We start from the raw sequence: 18,789 nt of genomic DNA, 5'->3' as shown, positions 1-18,789 counted from the left end.
CTGACGTCCGTTACCGGGCGAGGTAGGCCGCCTGCTGGCCGAGCATGTCGATCACATGCTGGGGCATGCTGGAGCGCAATTGCCGCTCCAACTGTTCCAGATGGCTGGACACGGCCCGAAACGAGCCCACCTTCTGGTACAGCAGGCTCTTCTCCTGCGACAGCTGCAGCAGCATGGCCTGGGCGCGCTGGCGGATATGGTTGACCTGTTCACGCTGCGTCTGCTGCAGGGTGTAGTCCTTGTCCAGCGCGGCCATGCCGAGCCGCAGATTGCGCTCCAGAAACACATAGGCGTAATCGGCGGCGATCACGTCCCGGTACTGGCCGATCAGGCTGTCCGAAAGACCGGAACCGGGAATCGTGGCGCCGATGGACAGCATCTTGTAGACAGGCTCGGTGGTCTGGTTGACGAAACCAACCTCAGGCGAGTTGTTGGGAATGGCGGTGCGCGCGGCGATCTTGTCGGCAATCGACCGCATCATGGTTTCCACCTTCACCGTGAACGGGGTGTGCGTGTAGCCGGTGTTCAGGGTCACCGCATCGCAGTTGGTGTAATCGTTGCAGCGCAGCAGGTGCTGCACGACGTCCGTGCCGGTGCCGGCGGCTTGTCCATAGAGCAGTTGACTGATGGAAGTGAGGGTGGGCGCAATCGGCTCTGGGTCGCGGTTGGCATCTTCCGGGTAGAAGATCACCGTACCCACCAGGCTCATGATCAGTTCGCGCTCCTGATCGTCCAGGTAGGCACCGGTGTATTGCAGGGCCTTCCAGGTCAGGTTACCGACGAAGGGTGCCTTGTTGCGGATATTGGCGTCGCCGGACGACCGGGCCGAGGCCAGGATGCTGCTGCGGTCCGTTGCGCAGCGGCGGCGTGCCGCGTCCCGGTCACTTTCCAGACCCATCTCGATGGCCAGGTCGGCACAGGTTTCCTGCGAACTGTAGCCGCTCGCTTCGGCCGCTGTACTGACAATGGCCTTGGCGGTCTCGCAGGAGTTGATGCGGGCGTTGTTGATCCAGGTCTCCAGGCCCTTGGCCCACTTGGTCAACCCGCCCAGCAGGGGCGACACCGCTTCCAGCGCCAACTGGAAGGCGATGCCCGGCAGGGCCGCCGTGATGTTTCTGAGCATGTTCTTGAACTCGGTGGCGGAAATGTGGCTGAAGCTGCCACCAAACACGTCGATCCCGCCGCAACCGGTCTTGGCGCTGGGAAACTGCACGGCGGCCAACTGGTAGACCTTGTTGGGGGAACGCATCATCAGGCTGCCGCCGGTGTAGGTGTTGAAGGTCTGACCCCGAAACGCTCCCGGCGCCGTGTAGTTGCCGATGGCCCCGAGGTTGTTGAACATGGTGTTCACCTCGGCGTTGAGGTCACCCGCAAGCAGCGGATGCGGGGCGATGGCCATCACGGCCATCAGGGTGAACGTAATGGCAGAGGCACCAGTTCTTTGAATCAAGGTACGGGTCATGGCGGACTCCTACGGGAAGACAGACTGAAGGCCAATCAGGCGCGAGGCACCGGGTACCATCGCATCAGCCTGCGGTGTAGCGACCAGCGCGATGCGCTCCAGCAACTGCGCCTCGGACAGCACACCAAAGCCAATCGGCGTGATCTTTCCGGTGAAAGGCTGGGCCAGGAACACGGCGGGGACCTGGGTCACCTTCAGCGTCGTGGCGATGCCGTTGTCGGCGCGCGCATCGGGGAAGCCCGGTATCGGCCCGCCATCCACCCCAATGGCCACGACCTTGATGCCATGACGCGCCTGGAAGGCCTCCAGCGTGGGCGCGAACGCATGGCAGTAGGGGCAGTCGGAGCGGTAGAAGAAGAACAGCACATGGTCCCGGCCCAGATCGGCGATGGAACGGGAACGTTCCGTGAGCTGCTGCTTCTCGAACACCTCCAGGGCCTTCGCCCCTACGGGTCGGCCTTGCAGGGTCGGGTCAAGCTCCGGCGTCGCCCAGGCCACGCGCTGCGCCACATCCGCAAAATACGATGCGCGTTCGACCACTTGGGATTCGAGTTCCATGTAGCGGCGCACATTGGCCTCGGTGGGCTGCATGATGGCGATGTTCCGGGTCTCCTCCAGCGTTTTCTGCAGTCGCTCGAACGCCGCCAGCTCCGGGGCCTTGGGTGGCTGAACAGGTACCACGGGCGACGCGGGTTTGGGCGGTACTGCTGGCTTGTCAGCGTCATCAGGTTCCGGCTCTTCGTAAAAGTGCCAGCCCCGCCAGGTGTCCGACCAGTAACGTCGCGGGGCGTCTTGGGCGCTGGCGGTCAAGGCACCGACCGTCAACGAGACCGCGCAAAGAACCAGGGCCAGCCGGGTGATGGCGAAGAAGGATGTCGGGTTGTTCATGGCGACTCCTTTACTGCAGCGACTTCGGTGGCAAGCCGTCGAGGCAGTAGTTGATACCGAACTCCATGGTCTGCTTGCGCGGTGCTGGGGCACCGGGCAGCAGCACACCGTCCTGCGAGAACAGCACCTTGAGGCGGCTGCAGCCCGGCTGCTGGTAGCGCCGTTCGGTTGTGACGTCGATGAAGATCGGTGAGGAGGCACCAAAACGCTGGCTGATCGCATTGGCGACGTCACCTGTCAGCACGCCGTGCGCTTCACCGTTGGTGGCCTGAATCGCGGCCAGCATCACCGGTCGCGCATCCGGGACGGGCGTGCGTGGGTACATTTGCGCGGAATCGTCCGCAAACGCGGGTATTGCGAATGCTGACATGGCGATGGCCGCCATGACGAGCAGGAACGTGGAAGGCTTCATTGGCATTTTCCCTGACCGTAGTAGCAGTTGGAGGCCCGGTTGGCGTTGCCGCTCTGGAGGGCATTGACGTTGGGCAGCTTGGGCACGATGGACGCGTAGAACTCGGTCAGATCCATCCGCGAGAAATCCATGCTCTGCAGTTGGGCAATCGAGAAGCCCGAGCAATCAGGGCTCTCGGCGCTGCCCCAGCCCTTGCCGAACTGCTGGCGTCCCTGTTCATTGATGATCCGGGCCAGCTTGCTGTTGAAACAGCATTTGCCGGTGGTGTTCTCAATGCACGAAACGCAATCGCCGAAGATGCGGATGCAGGAGGAGCAGTAGCTGCCAATGGTGTGGCACAGGCCAGCACCTTCCTTCATCGCGAGCTTTCCTTCGTTTTCGTTGCAGGACATCATCGACATGACGACGTAGATCACGACGGCAATGGCCAACGACCAGGGATCGAAGGCGATCACCATGCTCTCCCCCGAATACATGACTGCCGCACCTGCGGGCAGCGCGGTGCCGTTGACGGCGACCGTGACGCCATAGCTGGTGAACGAGCCGCTGAACCCGCCGCTGGTGAGCAGCGCAGAAAGCCCCTGGTAAAGAAACGCGCGGTTCTCCGAATTCATCAGGACGTCGTATACCAGCCGGGAGCCGGTGCCGAACAGGCTCTGGTTGCTCATGCCCGCGCCGGACGCGTCTGCCGCGCAGCAGTTCGTGAACAGCCGGTCCCGGCAACTGTTGGCCTCGCCCTTGAATACCTGCAGGTTGTTGGTGTCCAGGTACACGCCCGCCTCGCGTGCCGCTTCCATGAAAGACATGGAGCGGGCGAAGTCGCTGTCGTTCGTATGGCTCGTGTTAAAGCAGCTCCCCGCGAGGCAGAACACATTGGCGGGGCAGTTGGCTGCCGTCACGTTGGTGCCCGGTGCCACCGGGCAGGTATAGCTGTTCTCGGTAACCTCACAGACGCCCGTGGTCGCGTTCATCTGGCGGCAGGCCGTGCTGGCCCGCGTGCATCCTGCGGCAATCAGGGGGGCGCACTCGTTGGAGCTGGCGCCTTGCGGACAGGACAACGGTGTCTCGTAGCGCCAGCAGGCGCGCGTGACCGGAACGCCGTCTATGCTCTTGGTGGCCGGTCCGTCGACACAGCGCGCCGCACCGGCCATCTCGCAGCGGGGACTGGTGCCGCTTCCTTGGCTCAGGGTTGGGCATTGGTCATCCCATTGATCTGTTTCAGCCACAGCAGTCCGGGGTCGGTCGTAACCCAGGGTCATCTGCGGAATGGGGCCATAGGCGGGATTGACGCGCCAGCCGATGATGGGGCGCTGGGAAGAGACCGTCCAGTAAGTGCTCTGCAAGGTGCCCGTCACGTCGTAGCCAAAGTAGGGCGAATACGTCGCTGACGGTGCGTAGCAGGTGGGCTCATCCAGGTGGCTCGACGAGTAGTCCTCGCCGCTGCCGGCCCAGGTCAGGATGTTGTTGCCGCTTTGCGTCCCAGTCTGGCAGGCACCGTAGACCTCCAGGAAGGGGCGGACTTGCGTGCAACTGTAGTCACCCCCGTCGCCGCCACTGCCGGTGCAGACCGTTCGGTACGTGTTGGCGACCATGGCCGTCAGGTGGCAAGCGTCGCCGATGCACTGGTTGTCGGCAACCCAGACGCCGTTCGGACCATCGGCCCAGCCGTACGGCGTGTTCGGCAGCGCGGCCACCTTTTGCGGAAACACCAGGGGCGTCGTCATATCGACGTCGAAGAAAGCTTGCGGAGCACCGTTGCTGGTGATGCGGAAATGCTGCTGCACCACCGGCCGGCCCGACACACACTGCAGGTCCAGCCCGGTGCTGCCCGATCCGGCATGTGCGAACCAATCTCCCGGTGTACAGCTTTCGCTGCGCGCCACGGAAACGCTCAGGGTGCGCGCGCAGGACTGCTGGGTGCTGCCGCTGTACTGTCGGCAGACGCGGGTTTCGGTTGTGGGTGTGTTGACCGTACTGACCTGGCAGCCGCTGTAGTAGCTCGCGATGTCTTCCAGCGTGGTGGCCGGGTTGCCGGCGATGCGGCGTGCGGCCAGCACCGCCGGGTCGTTGGGGGAGACGGCATCGCGCGGCGTATTGGCCGAGGACAGCGCGCCGCGCTGTGCCTGGCACACCGGGTCGTTGGGGGTCAAGGTGCAGGCGGCGAGCCGGGCGTTGATTTGGCCCGACAGGTTGGGCTGGCCGTAATAGGCGCCTTCAGGCGGCATTGTCGTGTAACCGGGCACGACCTCCGTGGCTCGGGGGGCGGTGATCTGGCTTCGTGTTACGGTGTTGGCAGCCTGGCCTGCAGCCGTGCCTTCATCGTGCGCTTGGGCCACTGCCGCGGTTTGTGTCGTGACGAAGCACAACAGGGTGAACCAGGTGACAACAAGTCGAATGGGGCGGCGCATGTCAGTTCCCCTGTCCCTTGATGCGCCGCAGGAATCCGGCAGCGTCCTTGGCGAACTGCGGCGACCTGCGTTGCATGTATTCCAGCGCATAGTCGAGGCTCACGTCGCCCGTGGTGCGCAGGAAACCCTCGGGTGGCGCACAGGTGCCGCTGGCACAGGAAACCGGGCGCGTGCCGTCACGCACCAGCACGAAGCTGGGCACGCGCTCGATGGCGAAGCGGTCGAAGGCCTGCGGGTCGATCTGAATGGCCACCTGGCGTTGGCCAATCAGGCCTTGCACCTGCGCCACGGTAGTGCGCAGCGAGCCGCCCGCAAGACCCCGAATGAACACCGAGGCGCCGGCGCGCGCCGCCTGGTCGACCAGGCGCTGGAGTGTGACCTGCGGCATGGACAAGCTGATGAATACAAAAAGGCCCGGCCCTGTCGCGAGCCCTTGAGCCTGCGCCATGGCGTCTGACTGCGCGCTGTAGCCCTTCGCCAGGGCTTCCAGGTCGATGGGTGCTTGCGCCTTCGGTTGGGGCAGGGCGTCGATGTTCGGCTGGACTGGTACGGGCGCTGCATTCAGTTCGGCATCGCTCGGCGCGCGGTACTTCTGCCGGGCTCGCTCCATGTCCTGGTCCGTGATGTTGGGCTGCTCGCGGCGGGCCCGCTCGATGTCTACCTCCGTGACGACGTGGGGCAATTGCGCTTGTACGCTGGACATGCCGACCACACTTCTCAGAAGCAGGGCCGTGAGGGCCAGGGAAGCGCGGGTGAAGGGGCGGATGAAAGGGTCAGTAGCCGACACAGCAGTTCCTTTTTCTGAACAACATGAAGGCGAAGTCCTCGCCCATAACCGGGTATTCCTTGCCAGCACCCCAGGTGACGGTGGTCCGGCCAAAGGGCTGGCAGCAGCGACCGCCTTCCTTCTCGGTGGCGGGGATGGGGTAGGTGAGCTGGGTCTTGTAGGCCGTCTTGTCCATCACCGGCAGGAAATAGGGCCCGCACAGGCCGGCGCGCCCATGCCAGCCCCAAGCCACCAGTTCGCGGTGCAGCTTGGCGGTCAGCCGCTGGGCTATCAACTCGGCGGTACGAACGCCGCCCAGGTGGTAGGGCACGTGGCCGTCGAGTGGATACAAGCCACCCTGGCAGCCCGCGCACCAGAACATCTCGCGGATGCCAAAGCCCAGGGACGCGGCCACGCAGTCGGCGGCGCAGGCGGCAATGGCGACGGGATTGGCGAACAGCACCGCATCGGGGTTCAGGATCAGCGTCAGCTCATCGTCATTCCAGAGCGGATCGACCTCGGTGAGGTAGGCCAGATCGAACGATCCTTTCTCCAGACACGGGAAATCCGTCACTACTTCCAGCCAGTACATGACAGGATTCGTGTAGTAATGAGCCTGGTAGAAACTCCCGCCGTCGCCATCCCCTTCGGGTCGCGTGAACCGCGCCGCTTCGGGCGCCGGAATCCCCGGATCGAGGTTGATGCCGCCCAGCGAGGTCAGGCAGAAAGGCTTGCGCACCGCTTCGACGTGCCGCGCAGGTTCCCAGAAGCCGATGGACAGACCGATCACCGGATTGACCCCGCAGCTGCACACCGGGCTGCCGGGGTTGTCGATGTCCTCCTGGTCGCCGAAGTTGGCAATGCGCGCGCTGCCGACGCTGATGGGCAGGATGCAGGACCAGCAGATGTCGGTGATCGGGTTCGGGAACTTGCCGGTGCAGGTGGCGGCGCCGGCGGCCAACGCAGGGATTGGTAGCCCGCCCAAGATCAGGAGGAGAACGGATGCGAGAGCAGCCGCAATCCGGTGACGCAGCCGATTCATTTCGTGATCTCCAGTTCGTCGATGCGCAGCCGCTGACCTTCCTGGGAGACCAGGGCCGGCACTTGGTGGATGCCGAAGCGTCTTGTCAGCAGACCCTGCTGGTCGTAATAGACCGGGATGCGCCAGGATTTCATGAGGTCCAGGTAGGAGCCGCCGGTCAGGATGGGCTTGACCCGCCCCTGGTAGGTTGCCATCAGTTCGCGTGCCCGGTCGACCTGGCGACGATCCCGCGCATCAAAAAACAGCAGATGCCTGGACAGGGACACGATCTCCAGCGGGTTCTTGCGCGTGCCCGCGGGAAACAGTAACCGGCCCTGGGCGTCGAGGATGTTGCGGTCCAGCGTGAAACTCGGGTCCATATAGAAGGTCCGCGCGGTCTGCGTGGTCCGGATGTCGGCGATGGGCGGCGGGTTGGTGACCGTCTCGATGCCGCGTGCCTTGGCCTCCTCCTCCAGGTGCTTGAGTTCACCGGTGCGCTCTTTCTCGCGCAGGCGCTGTTCGATCATCCTGAGCAGATGCGGTTCGCTGATCTCATAGGTCGGGCCAATGACGCCGAGGTCGGTGGCATTTACCCACGACGTGGTGATCAGCGCCACCAGGCCCGTGAGCAGCAGGCGGTGCCGGTGAGAGAGCTTCATCGCGCCTCCTTGCCTGGGCAGCGCAGCCGCTGGACCCACTGGTCGCGTGCTGCGGCGTCGCGCAGGTGGCTGGCGCGAATCAGTCCCATCAGGACCGGATCTCCGTCACCCTGGGTCATGGATCGCCGCAGTTCGGCCGTGCTCAGGGCGTGGCCGCAGCGCTGCTGGAAGGCGGTCAGGTACGCTTTGGCCCCCTCTTCGGCCGCGGGGGCGATTTGACCCAGCAGGCCCAGGTAGTCGGGCAACGGCATGTCGTCGCTGCTCTGCAGCGCCCCGCGTGCCGGACTGGTTTGCGCCAGGGCTGGCGAACCGGCCAAGGTGGACATTGCAGCGAGGAGCGTGAGCGTGAACGGCAGTTTCTGGATGGTGAACTTCATGTGATCCCTCTCAGAACAGTGGAACCACGATGGCGATCACCTGGTCCGCGCGCACCAGGCCACTGCTGCGGTAGCGCGAGTCGAAGGAATCGGGACCCGTGCCCTGCACGAAATAATGCCCGGGCGGGATCACGGTGGCCGCGATCGGCTCCAGGGGCTGACGATCAAAAGCGTGTGTCTTGGCGAGGCCGACGACCTCGCCATTGACCGAGACTGTGCGTCCTTCCACCGTCACGACGTCGCCGGGCAGCCCCCGTACTTGTTTGAAGAAGGGCTGTCCATGCAGGCCGGGGTAGCTTGCCTGCGCTTCTCCTGCGAAGGAAAACACGATGTAGTCGCCGCGCTCGATGGCGTGTGGGGTGTGGCGGACGAGGGCGACGCGGTAGGGCAGACTGGCCGTCCAGTTGAAAAGAACAGGCAGTCGCGGTGTCGGATCGATGTAGAGCCGGGTATAGGCCAGGCCCCAGATCACGGCCACGGGCAGGTACAGGTACCAGCGCCGGCAGACATGACGCAGGAATTCCGCTGTGTGGCGTCGCGTACCTGACCACCTGCCCGTGTCAGGGCCAGCCGGGACGCTTGGCATGGGTGTGATCGTCATGGCGTATCCACCTTCTTGCGCAACAGGGGCGTCAGGTCCACGGTGTGCGGCGTTGGTCCCGCGAGGGCGCTCTTGAGGATCACCAGGCAGCCGCAGTCACGCGGCAATTCCTCCAGGGCGACGGGCAGGCGCTGCGCAAAGGCGCGCGCCATCAGCAGCGCTTTCTGGCGGTCCTCTTCCAAGGCAGTCTTCGTGAGCATCTGGGTGAACTCCGCTTCCTTGGCCCGGTACACCTCGGCGACGTCGACCATGCCAATGACCAGGGCGGGGCGCACCACGATACGGTCATACAGCGCCAATCCGGCAGCGAGGATGAGTAGCGACAACAGTGCGTTCAAAAGGAACTGGGCGGTGGAGGTTTTCATACGGCATGCCCCCTGCGGCGCAGCAACTCGGTGATCGCCTCGTCGACGCTCAGGCCCTGAGCTCGCAACTCATCAATGGGTGCGTTGTCCTCCAGCTTGTTGCTGAACAGCAGGTGCGTGGCCGGATCGAGAATGTTGCGCGCCACCCCTTCGCCAACCGGCGAAGAGATGTACAGCTCTGAGAACACACCGGCCTCGGTGCGCAGCGAATTCAGCAGGCGCTTCTTGGGCTCGTCCATGGTGAGCCGGCCCTTGCGATCCAGCATTTCAATGGACTCCGGCTTCTGGCGCAGCAGGAACACCCAATCGGAGCAGTTGAAGGCCGCTTCCATTTGCGCCGAGCCATAGAAATCATCGGCACTCTGGGTCGCGGTGCCGAGCGCGCCACCGTATTTGCGGGCGCGCCGGGCCGCTTCCTCGATCACGGCGGCCTTGACCGGATCGTCGGCGCCAATGTCACCGAGCTGTTGTTTGAGTTCGTCAATGAACAGCACCTTGCGCCGGTTGCGCGTCAGGTACATCTCGCCGGTGATCTGGTGCAGCAGCAGGATGTTGACCACGGCATGCAAGTCGGGTCGGCGTTTCAGTTCCTCGTTCTCGATGACGATGAAATCGTTCGAGAAGTCGACGTTGTTGGGCCCTTCGAAGAAGCGCTCGTACTGGCCGCCCCGTGCGTAGGGGTTGAGCATGATGGCCAGGTCCTTGAGACGCTGGTCGTTGACGACACCCAGTTCATCGAGGGTGCCGGTCTTGAAGGCGTCGCGCAGGGCGGTGATCCGCAGGTCCCGGCCGTACTCCCGGAACAGCTTGAGCACCATTGCCGAGATCGCCTTGTACTGAACTTCCTCCAGCGTGTGCTGCATCGAAGCCATCTTGGCGATGCCGGGCACCAGCATGTCGATGTCTTCGTTCATGTCCGCGATATGCGTAAACGGGTTCAGGCAAATGTCGACGTCGGGTCGAAACTCGATGTAGGTGCCCTTGGCCTTGCGGCACAGCTTCTCGAAGGAACGCCCCAGGTCCAGCATCCAGACCTTGGCGCCGATGGCGCGGTAGGACCAGGCCATCTCGTTCATCAGCACCGACTTGCCCGATCCCGGGGCGCCGATGATGGCGAAGTTGTAGTTGCCCAGGTCGTTGTCGAAGATGTCCAGCGTCATCAGTTGGCCGCGCCGCCCGCCAAACACCAAGGCCGGCGTGCGTGTGCCGCGCCACTCCGCGATCAGCGGGGCCATGTGGATGGCATTGGCCGTGGTCTTGCGCGTGACGCGGCGCATCTTGGCCAGATCCTTGTGGAACTTCTCGGTCAAAGTCATCGGCAGGCTGGCCAACAATGCCTGGCGGTGCATATAGGCATCCGCATTGAGCTGGAAGCCACGGCCGCGCCAAATGGCATTCGCCGTTTCATGGGCAGACACGGCTTTCTCGGGCGGTGAGAAGATCGCGAGCTGGTGGTACAGGCTCACCAGGCTGCCGCCGGTGTCGATGGCGTTGGCTGCGGCCGTCCAGTCCTGCAGCTTCTTGTTGACGTCCGGCATGACATCGGCCATCTTGCTTTTGGCGTTCTGGGTAGCGCGGACGTGATTCGCCATGACGACTGACTTGGTGACGTTGGGGTCGAGCACGTGCACGCCCATGGTCAGCAGGAAAGGCGCGGAGTACTGCAGCGCAGGCTGCATCAGGTCGCCAATCAGCGAGCCCATCTGCCACAGCGCGAAGCGCTCCGGAAAACTCTTGATCGAGTAAAAACGAGCCTCCAGTACATCCGGGCTGTTCTCCTTCCACAGTGTCAGGCCGTTCGGGTGCGGGTCCTGGATGGTGTCGAAGTCGACAATCTGGTCGCGGATCTCGCGACCATCGTCGTAGCGCAGGTCGGGTCCATCGGTCTGGGAGATGCGGTCGGGGTTGGTGAACAGCGCGCACCAGTTGATCAGGTCGGCGGCGTCGCACACCCGGTTCGGCAGGGAGGCGGAGCGCAGCGTCGAGGCCATCGAGTCGCGCAAGGCCAGCAGTTCGTCCCGCTTGCTCAGGTCCTCGGCATCCCCCGCAAACGCCACGCTCAGCATCAGCCGGAAATCCCGGATCGTGTAATGGAAGCCTGCGGTCAGCGACTGCCGGGCTCCCTGCAGCAGGTGGCCGACCCGCTGGCGCGCCAGCTTGCGAAACAGGTTGTCGTTGCGCGCGGGCCGACCCCACTGTTGGGCCTTCTCGGCCTGATCCTCGTCCTCGACACGCAGGTTGGCGTACTGGCGCAGCTGGGCGCGGACATGGGGCGAGGCGAACAGGTGGAACTGGATGCCGGTGCCGGGTGGGCAATTCGCGTACAGCGAGACCAGCACCTCGGCCATGCGGTCGTCGGCACCGGACTGCGGCATCACCTCCAGCATGAAACCCAGGCTGTCGCGGTTCACGAAAAGTTTCTCGGTGGCCAGGTAGGCGGAGTAGGGCAGCCAGCTCGCAAACTGCTCGGCCGGGGTATCGACGGGCTGGCCGAGGTTGAGCAGGTTGGCGTGAGCGCGGGATGCTCGGGCGGCGGTGGATGCAGAGGAGCATTGGGTCATGACGGGCCTCACTGCGCGCGGTTGAAGGAGGTCCCCGAGGGCATGCCGACAGAGGGTCTACCGAAGGGTTGGGAAGAGGTCTGTGCAGGTGTCGTGCGGAAGGTCTCCAGCGGCTCCGTTGCGCTGCCTGTGCCCTGACTGCCAGGCGCCTCCGCTGCCTTGGACGGAGGGCGCAGCGGGGCATAGGCGTCGCGAATCTGGTGCTGTACGTGCTCGATCAGCCATTGGCCGGCGCTGACCTGCACGTAGACGTAACCCTGGTCATAAAGATCGCCATCGGCGTCTTCCCAGGGCTTGGTCCATAGGCGCAGCACACGGGCCTGCGAGCGCAGTGGATTGACCCCTTGAGCGGGAATCAGCGTGCCGGTGGTCGCGACGGCCGGTGCGGCCGCCAAGGGGACGCGACGCGGCACAGTCGATGGCGACGGCTCTGATGGCGTTGGTATTTCAACGGGCTGCCGCTGGCGCTGGCTGGGCAAGTTGTTGTGGAGGGCGTTGGCATAGGTGCCGGACACCGAATCACAGGCCACGCCTTCGGGCGCCTTGCAGGCGTATTTGGATCCGCCATCCAGGCCGGACAGGTTGCTGCAGCCGCTCAATCCGACCATTCCAGCCAGCGCCACAGCCATCAGGTCAGTATCTCGTGTGAGGAGTTGAAACCGCTTGCTCATGGTCGGGCCTCCTTCGTGGTTTGCACCAGACGCGCTTCCAGTACGCTGCGGTCGACGTAGCCTTCGGTGCGACTGCCATCGGCCCAGATCAGGGTGGGCGTGCCCTGCACGGCCAGTTGATGGGCCAGCGCCAGGTTGCGGGCGATGGGGTGGGCGCAGGCGGAAGCCGTGTTCAACAGGGCGCTGTCGCCGCGTAGCATGAGGCGCTGCCAGGCCTGTTCCCGGTCGGTGGCGCACCAGACCGCGATAGGTTTGGCCTCACCCTGGAACGGCACGAGGAAGGTGTACACCGTCACGTTGTCGATGCCTGCGAGCTCGGGCTCCAATTGTTTGCAGAAGGAGCAGTTCGGGTCGCTGAACACGGCAACTTTGCGTTGGCCGTTGCCGCGCACGGTCTTGATGGCGTCGGCCAGCGGCAACTGGTCGAACGAGACCGTCGCGGTGGATGTTGATGTGCGAACTACGTCGTTTGAAGGGCTGGACGCCTGCGCCAGCTTCGGCCCGGTGATGTCCCGCATCGTTTGCGTGTCAAAGACCCGCCCGAAGATGAAATAGCGAGGATTCCTGGCGGCCACATAGGCCACGTTGCCATTCATCCAGACTTCATAGATGCCTTCGACCGGGGAGCGCGAGACTTCGGTGAAGCGGGTGCCGGGGTGGGCTTTCTTCAAGGCGGCCAGCAAGCGCACCTCTTCTGTGGTCGAGGCGCGGGCCGGGGAGACCACGCAAAAGAGCGCGGTGACCAGGGCCGTCATCAGTGCAGGGGCGAGCATGCGCGCGCGCCGGGAATCAATAGTTGCCATCGTCAGGTACCTCCAGATAGCGGGTTTCGGGGGATGGGGATGTGCGCGACGGCGGCATCGCGCTGGCGGTCATGGGCACGTCGATGCGCACGCCCTTGGTAATGACCACGTCGATCTCGCGGCCGGCATCGACTTCGATGACGGGAAAGGTGTTCTCGGCCAGCTTGATGTAGTACTGGGCCAGGCGGTCCAGTGCGCGACCGACCCCCGTGCCGACGCCGGCGCGGTAGGCATCGACCCCCTGCGCGCTGGCGACCGTGCCGAGTGCCGAGGTGCTGTACTCGGTGGAGGAGGTGACCACGCCCTGGCCGATGCCGCTGACCACGCCGGCGAGCAGCGCATTGGCCAGCATCTGGCCCTGCTTGGTGACCAGACGGCCCCGCATGCCGACCTTGCCGTCCTCACCGTAGACGCTGCCCTGGATCTTGACCTCCAGCGTGGCGCCATCGGCGCGCACGCAGGACAGACTCTCGGTGCGCAGGTAGGCCCGTTCCGAGCTGATGTCGCCGTAACCGGCGGCCACCACAAAGCAGTCGCGGTATTCGCCACGGAAGCGGTTGGGCAGGATGCTGTTGTCCGACAAGGCGGATCAGCACCGGGTGCGGGTTGGATTGCGACTGCCCACCTGTGGGCGCATCGAGCCCGCCGAGCAGTGTGCCACGCGTGAAGCTCACTGGCAGGAAGGTCGAAACGGTCCGCGCGTCCTTGGGTGAGTTGGCATCTGGCCCAGCTCCTGTCGTAGCGCTTGCTGTGCTGGCGGGCTTGGTCCGCTCTGCCAGCGTGATGCGGGTGATACCGGGAGCGGCAGGTGCCGCATCAAACGGCATGGGCATCGGGTTGCCCGGCACGCCGCCTGGCAGCGCCGCTACTGGAGAGGCCTTGGCGGGCGGTGGTAACGGGGGCAGGCTCGCGGCCGGTGGCATGGCGGACGGGTTGGATGACGCCGGCGGGGGAAGTGTTGCCGGTGTTTGTGGCTGGGTTGGTGGCGTAAGGGCCGCCTGCTGGGTCGAGGTCAGCCTCTGTTCCAGGTCGGCGAAGCGCTGCAGGGTCTTGGACTCGAATGCCTGCCGGTCCTTGTTCAACCGGCCCTGTTCTTCACGCTCGTTCTCGTACTGGGCGAGCTTGCGTCCGGCGGTACCGACCCATTGGTCCACCGGATTGACCTGGCCGCCCGGCGGCATGATGCCGATGTTGGTGACCGCGCTGGGCAGTCCGGTCGATGTCCGGGCCCCTTCATTCTTTGGGTGTGAATCCGTGAACGAAAAAACCAGCCACAGCAGGCCGACACCGCCGACCAGGAGGGTGGCGAGCATGGCGTGCTGGCGCTGACTCGGGGACAGGCGCGCCAGTAGATCGCGCAGGAGGTGGGACAGGTGGCGTGACGGATTCATTGCACACCCCCGCGCCGGATCACGTAGACGCTGGTGGTCTCACCCGGACGCAGGTTGTGCTGCTCGATGGCGATACCGGCCACATTGCCACTTTCGCGGTCGAACTCCTGCTCGGCCAGCACCATGACGTTTTGACTGACGTTCTGCAGCAGGTATTTTTCACCCAGAAGGCCACGCCCCTCGTACTGGCGCACCTGAGAGAACCGGGCTTCGGCCCAAAGCTGAATGGAGCGATTGGTCTCTTCGACCCGGATGTCAGCGGGGACCCGGTCCGAAGCCATGGCGACCAGCAGGGCCTTCATGGCGCGGATGTGGTTAGGCGACGGACCAGCTGGGCTCTGCGTGGCTTCGGTGGGCTTCAGCGACTTCGGCGTCTTGTCGCGGATCACGATGGTGTCCGCAGGTGTATCCGAGCGGCGCAGCAGCAGGGTGTAAGTGGCCGTCGCGGAAGAGATGAACAGGTTGATGGGTTTGGACGAATCGCCCACCGGACGGAGGTAGACCTCCCCCTTGTCGCGGTCGCATTCCAGGACCACATCACCGGCCGGGTTGGTCACTGGGGTGATAGGGCCGCTTGGGCTTGTTCCGGCAGGCATGCCGGGCAATGCCGACAGTGTCTGGGTGGTACCACAATGGCTTGAATGGATGTTGCCAAACACGTCCGTAATGGATGAGCCTTCGATGCGGATGCGGGTGGGTTCCTTGATCGACAGGATGGCCTCGACCGACACGCCATCGCTGGCTTCGATGAGCTGCAGTGCATGGGCGGACGAGGTAGTCAGCGCTGTCGCAACAACAACGACTGCGATTGCCGCGATGGCTGCCAGGCGGGCGGGCAGCGCGATGTGCGCCTGAGGCAACCGCAGCCTGTATCTATTTGCTCGCATTGGGAATCTCCTTGAACGTCTTGAGGTGCATGCGCGCGCCCGAGTAGCTGAACTCGACCAGATAGGCCTTGGCCTCGTTGGTCGTCTCGAAGCCATTGACGAGGGTGCGCAGGCGGCCCCGCACGACGACGTTTTGCGCGTCCTCGCTGGGTACCAGTTGCTGGGGCGCAAAGACCGTGGTGGCATTGATGCGTTTGAGGCGTTCGGCTTCCACCTCCTGCCGGGTCTTGAGCGCACCGTACTGGTCGGATTCGACGTAGCCTAGCAGCATGTCTTTCTTCCAGTCGATGCTTGATGGGGTCACGTCAAGGACCAGCCAGGCCACGAAGCTGGCCATCTGTTCCAGGTACTCACTGCTGGCCTTGTCGCGGGTCACCCAGAAGCTTTTGTTGATGGAGGGCGGCACGATCACCGTGCGCACCGTGCCCAGCAGGTTCAGGATGACCAGCAGGGCGATGATCTGGCCAGCCGCCAGTGCACCCACGGTCAGGCCCAGGCTGCGGTTGCGTCGGCGCATCTCCTTGATGTCGCTGTTGAGGCGTTCGAAATCCATGAGAGGTCTCCTTGCGCTCAGCCGACCATGCGACGGATGTGGGATGGCGGCGTGGCGCGCATCGCCGTCACGGGGTTGGCTGGCAGATGCCAATACAGCCAGTGGACGGCGAAGGCCGGGTGCCGGTCGGCTTTGAGGCGCGCAATCCAGCGCGACAGAAAGATGCCGGACGCCATGCAGGCGGCAAAGGACAACTTACTGCCGGACAGGTAGCCGACGAAGAAGAAAAACAGGACAGGGGCGGCGACGTCGACGTTCCAGAATCCGATCTTCCAGGCGTCATCCAGACGGCGCGGGATGTAGGTGTCGGCTTGCATGCGGGCCTCCGTGATGCCCGGTGATTCAGATGACCGCGCCCATGATGGCGCCGGCGATCACCAGGCCCACCGCCGCGAAGATCGCCAGCCCCACATAGAACAAGACGGGCCCGAAATTGCGCAAGGCCGAGAGCGAGATCAGGGCGACCACGAAGCCGACGAAGCCGACCAGGGCCTTGATGCCGGGGCCCAGTGCTGAGATCTGGGTCAGGGCCGAGGTGAGTGGTCCGGTGATGCCGGTGAAGCCGACCAGGTCCAGGGCATAGCCCGGGATGGCCATGCCGAGTCCAAGGACGGTCAAGACAAATGCGAGCAGCATCGGCTTGCGGGCCGACGATGGACGCGAAAGGGATGGAGCAGAAGCGGCGAGAGTGGCAGTACCCATGAGAACCTCCAGAAATGTGTGGACTGAAAACGTTTGGTTTAAGAAAAGACGGGTGGCAAGGCGGGTGGGAGCGCCAGCGCTCTGCGGGTCGTTTGCAGGTGAATGCGAGGAACGACGGTGGGTCATTCCGTCGGGCGAGGGTTGTGGATCAGTGCGGTTGCTCCCCATCGCTGCTGAAGAGGACGTCGACGCGGCGGTTGAGGCCGCGGCCCCTTTCCGTGTCGTTCGAGGCCACGTAGCAGCAGGTTCCCTGGGCATCGAGTTTCAAAACAGAAGCCAGATGGGGATGTTCTGTCCGCAGGTAGTCGTTGACAGTGCGGGCACGGGCTGTGGCAAGTAGTGCGTTGGCGTTGGCAGGTCCGATGCTGTAGGTGCGGCCCGAGATGACGATGTGCCTGGCATCGGGTGCCACTGCCACGGCACTGTCCAATGCGAGCTTGTCTGCGGGGCTCAGTGATGCATCGCCAAATCTGAAATGCACGGTCACTGTCTTGCTGATGGACTCCGGGGCACGACTGGAAGGAGAAGGCGATCTTGTCGTTGTGCCAGAAGACGGAGGCATGATTTCTTCTCCAGCGTCCAAGGTTGATGACCCGACGAGCGGTCGGAGAGTGGGCAGCGTTGCATGCGGAAGTGGCGGCGCGAGCGTCTTGGGCGTGACAGCAGGGCAAACCGGCGGCGTACACAGGCCGAACTCAGCCTGGCGTCCGAAGTTCATCTGGGCCAGGTGTGGCGCGGGCTCGGCGATGTGTGGGAGCGAAGGTGCTTCCGTCTGGCTGCGCCGCAAAAGACTGCAGGACGAGATGAGCAGGGCGGCACAGAGCGGCAGAACCCAGCGGACAGGGCTGGCGACCGAGCGAGAGGGGGATTTCGTCATGGCGACACCCGGACAGCAAGTTGCATGGGAACGGTGGTTGGTGCCTGCGCCGGCCGGCGGTGCGGCGCTGCTGCGCCCGCTGTGGTGCTTGCTTGCTGTGATGGCAGTCGCTGATAGACCCGCCATGCGTACTTGGCTCGGGCTTGATTGCAGGCCTCACCTTTGAGCTGTGAACACGCCGCGTTGTAGGCGCCGACCGCATCCCACGAAACGCCCCGACGAGAAAAACTGTCCGTCAGCAGCCAGGCGCCCACATGAAGGTTGGTGCAGGGGTCGTACAGGTCGGATTCGCGGATGCCGTAACGTGCGAGCGTGCGCAGGTGCCCGCTGTTGATTTGCATCAGGCCGATGTCGTAAGAACCGGTTTTCTGAAAGTGTGAGCGATTGACTGCCTTGGGGTTCAGGTTGGATTCGACGCGGGCGATGGCATACAGCAGTTCGACCGGTACGCTATAGCGTTGCGCGGCTTCACCCCAGCAGGCCAGTGCCCAGGAGGGCATGGCAGCCAGCACAGCTGAGGCAATCAATACGGCGAAAACCGACAAATGCATGACGCACCCTTTGAAGAGGATTGACGCAAGCCGCTGGAAAGCGGGCCATAGGGGTCTGGGCCGCCTGTCGTGCTCAGGCGGTCTGGGTCGGGTTCGGGTCAGGCCGGGCGTGGTGCCAGGCTGGGTGCGGTAGAAGCTGGTCGAAAGCGCGTAGTGGCGGCTGGTGATCGGTTCGGTCGGAAGCGATTCAGATTTCAGTGAGTTGGACTTGCTTTCCGCGTCGCGCGCGCTCAGCCATGTTGTGGCGCGCCTGTTGGAGGATGCTGGTGCCGGACTCGTCTTGCTCACGGCACAGGGCCACGCAGGCGGTTGTCAACTGATCGAGCTGGAACTTGGGGTTCGGATGGCGGTTGGCGGGCGAGCGCTGCACTTCAAGCAAGAGCTCATACTGCTGGCGCCACATGGATTCGCGGCGGCGCAGGGTCTGTGGCGCGCGCAGCACCAGTTGGGTGCCCAAGTAGCGAAAAATGCGCGATGGCGCGTCGTTGTGCGTGAAGACCAGTGACACGCAGGCGGCAATCAGATCCGGGAAACGGAAGGTCGGCGAGACGTTTTGTTCGCTGCGCAGCAGCTTATAAAGCCAAACGTGTTCATCGAGCCACAGGCGGGTTTCGATGGTGTCCTGATAGCCGTCCTCCGATGGGCTTCGTTTTGGGAGGTGCTGTTTGGTCGCTGTCGGGATGGAAAGCATGTGCGCTTATCTCGGTTCGGGTGTGGCGGGTTGCTCTTGTGAGCGCATGACCGAAGGGTAGGGCGCTCTGGTGCCTTTGTCGCAGGGGAATGGAGGCTTTGTGTGGGGGATTTTGGGCTCGGGATGGGCCGAAGGAACTGAGG

The 18,789-nt window shown here is 64.0% G+C and carries 21 protein-coding genes; all 21 read right to left on the bottom strand.

Annotated features, from left to right (window positions below; all coding sequences use genetic code 11):
• Positions 1 to 10: 10 nt before the first annotated feature.
• Positions 11 to 1,462, bottom strand: coding sequence for a conjugal transfer protein TraH (locus EUB48_RS16690; protein ID WP_244618249.1), 1,452 nt, complete (start codon positions 1,460 to 1,462; stop codon positions 11 to 13).
• A 9-nt stretch (positions 1,463 to 1,471) separates the two neighbouring features.
• Positions 1,472 to 2,350 carry a conjugal transfer protein TraF gene (gene traF, locus EUB48_RS16685; RefSeq protein WP_142820175.1) on the bottom strand — a complete coding sequence of 293 codons (879 nt, stop codon included), beginning with the start codon at positions 2,348 to 2,350 and terminating at the stop codon, positions 1,472 to 1,474.
• Between the two features lie 10 nt (positions 2,351 to 2,360).
• Positions 2,361 to 2,762, bottom strand: a complete 402-nt coding sequence (locus EUB48_RS16680; protein ID WP_142820174.1) for a hypothetical protein — start codon at positions 2,760 to 2,762, stop codon at positions 2,361 to 2,363.
• A complete protein-coding gene (gene traN, locus EUB48_RS16675) occupies positions 2,759 to 5,170 on the bottom strand; it encodes a type-F conjugative transfer system mating-pair stabilization protein TraN (RefSeq protein ID WP_142820173.1) in 2,412 nt (803 codons plus the stop codon). The genes EUB48_RS16680 and traN overlap by 4 nt, the downstream gene beginning before the upstream one ends.
• A 1-nt stretch (position 5,171) precedes the next feature.
• Positions 5,172 to 5,873 carry a type-F conjugative transfer system pilin assembly protein TrbC gene (gene trbC, locus EUB48_RS16670; protein WP_142820172.1) on the bottom strand — a complete coding sequence of 234 codons (702 nt, stop codon included), beginning with the start codon at positions 5,871 to 5,873 and terminating at the stop codon, positions 5,172 to 5,174.
• 70 nt (positions 5,874 to 5,943) lie between these two features.
• On the bottom strand, positions 5,944 to 6,978 hold the full coding sequence (locus tag EUB48_RS16665; protein ID WP_142820171.1) for a TraU family protein: 1,035 nt from the start codon (positions 6,976 to 6,978) through the stop codon (positions 5,944 to 5,946).
• Positions 6,975 to 7,616: a type-F conjugative transfer system protein TraW gene (gene traW / locus EUB48_RS16660; RefSeq protein ID WP_142820170.1), complete on the bottom strand. Its 642-nt coding sequence runs from the start codon at positions 7,614 to 7,616 to the stop codon at positions 6,975 to 6,977. The genes EUB48_RS16665 and traW overlap by 4 nt, the downstream gene beginning before the upstream one ends.
• Entirely contained in the window at positions 7,613 to 7,993 is a 381-nt protein-coding gene (locus tag EUB48_RS16655) for a hypothetical protein (protein ID WP_142820169.1), read from the bottom strand. Before EUB48_RS16655 ends, traW begins: the two co-directional genes overlap by 4 nt.
• A gap of 10 nt (positions 7,994 to 8,003) precedes the next feature.
• The gene (gene traF / locus EUB48_RS16650; protein ID WP_244618248.1) at positions 8,004 to 8,594 is read right to left on the bottom strand and encodes a conjugative transfer signal peptidase TraF; all 591 of its coding nucleotides are present in this window, start codon (positions 8,592 to 8,594) and stop codon (positions 8,004 to 8,006) included.
• The gene (locus EUB48_RS16645; RefSeq protein WP_142820168.1) at positions 8,591 to 8,959 is read right to left on the bottom strand and encodes a hypothetical protein; all 369 of its coding nucleotides are present in this window, start codon (positions 8,957 to 8,959) and stop codon (positions 8,591 to 8,593) included. The genes traF (EUB48_RS16650) and EUB48_RS16645 overlap by 4 nt, the downstream gene beginning before the upstream one ends.
• Entirely contained in the window at positions 8,956 to 11,520 is a 2,565-nt protein-coding gene (gene traC, locus EUB48_RS16640; protein WP_210411649.1) for a type IV secretion system protein TraC, read from the bottom strand. Before traC ends, EUB48_RS16645 begins: the two co-directional genes overlap by 4 nt.
• 8 nt (positions 11,521 to 11,528) lie before the next feature.
• Entirely contained in the window at positions 11,529 to 12,191 is a 663-nt protein-coding gene (gene traV / locus EUB48_RS16635; protein WP_244618247.1) for a type IV conjugative transfer system lipoprotein TraV, read from the bottom strand.
• The gene (locus tag EUB48_RS16630) at positions 12,188 to 12,994 is read right to left on the bottom strand and encodes a DsbC family protein (RefSeq protein WP_142820167.1); all 807 of its coding nucleotides are present in this window, start codon (positions 12,992 to 12,994) and stop codon (positions 12,188 to 12,190) included. The genes traV and EUB48_RS16630 overlap by 4 nt, the downstream gene beginning before the upstream one ends.
• Positions 12,981 to 13,577 (bottom strand): TraB/VirB10 family protein, encoded by a 597-nt coding sequence (locus EUB48_RS21765; protein WP_244618246.1) that lies wholly within the window; start codon positions 13,575 to 13,577, stop codon positions 12,981 to 12,983. The genes EUB48_RS16630 and EUB48_RS21765 overlap by 14 nt, the downstream gene beginning before the upstream one ends.
• An 804-nt stretch (positions 13,578 to 14,381) precedes the next feature.
• Positions 14,382 to 15,272, bottom strand: a complete 891-nt coding sequence (locus EUB48_RS16620) for a type-F conjugative transfer system secretin TraK (RefSeq protein WP_142820166.1) — start codon at positions 15,270 to 15,272, stop codon at positions 14,382 to 14,384.
• Positions 15,259 to 15,825: a type IV conjugative transfer system protein TraE gene (gene traE, locus EUB48_RS16615; protein WP_142820165.1), complete on the bottom strand. Its 567-nt coding sequence runs from the start codon at positions 15,823 to 15,825 to the stop codon at positions 15,259 to 15,261. Before traE ends, EUB48_RS16620 begins: the two co-directional genes overlap by 14 nt.
• A gap of 17 nt (positions 15,826 to 15,842) precedes the next feature.
• Positions 15,843 to 16,142: a type IV conjugative transfer system protein TraL gene (gene traL, locus EUB48_RS16610; protein ID WP_142820164.1), complete on the bottom strand. Its 300-nt coding sequence runs from the start codon at positions 16,140 to 16,142 to the stop codon at positions 15,843 to 15,845.
• Positions 16,143 to 16,167: 25 nt separating this feature from the next.
• Positions 16,168 to 16,527: a hypothetical protein gene (locus tag EUB48_RS16605; protein WP_142820163.1), complete on the bottom strand. Its 360-nt coding sequence runs from the start codon at positions 16,525 to 16,527 to the stop codon at positions 16,168 to 16,170.
• Between the two features lie 148 nt (positions 16,528 to 16,675).
• Entirely contained in the window at positions 16,676 to 17,404 is a 729-nt protein-coding gene (locus EUB48_RS16600; RefSeq protein ID WP_142820162.1) for an OmpA family protein, read from the bottom strand.
• Positions 17,401 to 17,955: a lytic transglycosylase domain-containing protein gene (locus EUB48_RS16595; RefSeq protein ID WP_142820161.1), complete on the bottom strand. Its 555-nt coding sequence runs from the start codon at positions 17,953 to 17,955 to the stop codon at positions 17,401 to 17,403. The genes EUB48_RS16600 and EUB48_RS16595 overlap by 4 nt, the downstream gene beginning before the upstream one ends.
• Before the next feature lie 187 nt (positions 17,956 to 18,142).
• Positions 18,143 to 18,646 (bottom strand): hypothetical protein, encoded by a 504-nt coding sequence (locus tag EUB48_RS16590; RefSeq protein WP_210411648.1) that lies wholly within the window; start codon positions 18,644 to 18,646, stop codon positions 18,143 to 18,145.
• Positions 18,647 to 18,789: the final 143 nt, after the last annotated feature.

The organism is Rhodoferax sediminis (genome assembly GCF_006970865.1).
Taxonomy (GTDB): domain Bacteria; phylum Pseudomonadota; class Gammaproteobacteria; order Burkholderiales; family Burkholderiaceae_C; genus Rhodoferax_A; species Rhodoferax_A sediminis.
This window is presented reverse-complemented; position numbering and strand designations above follow the sequence as displayed.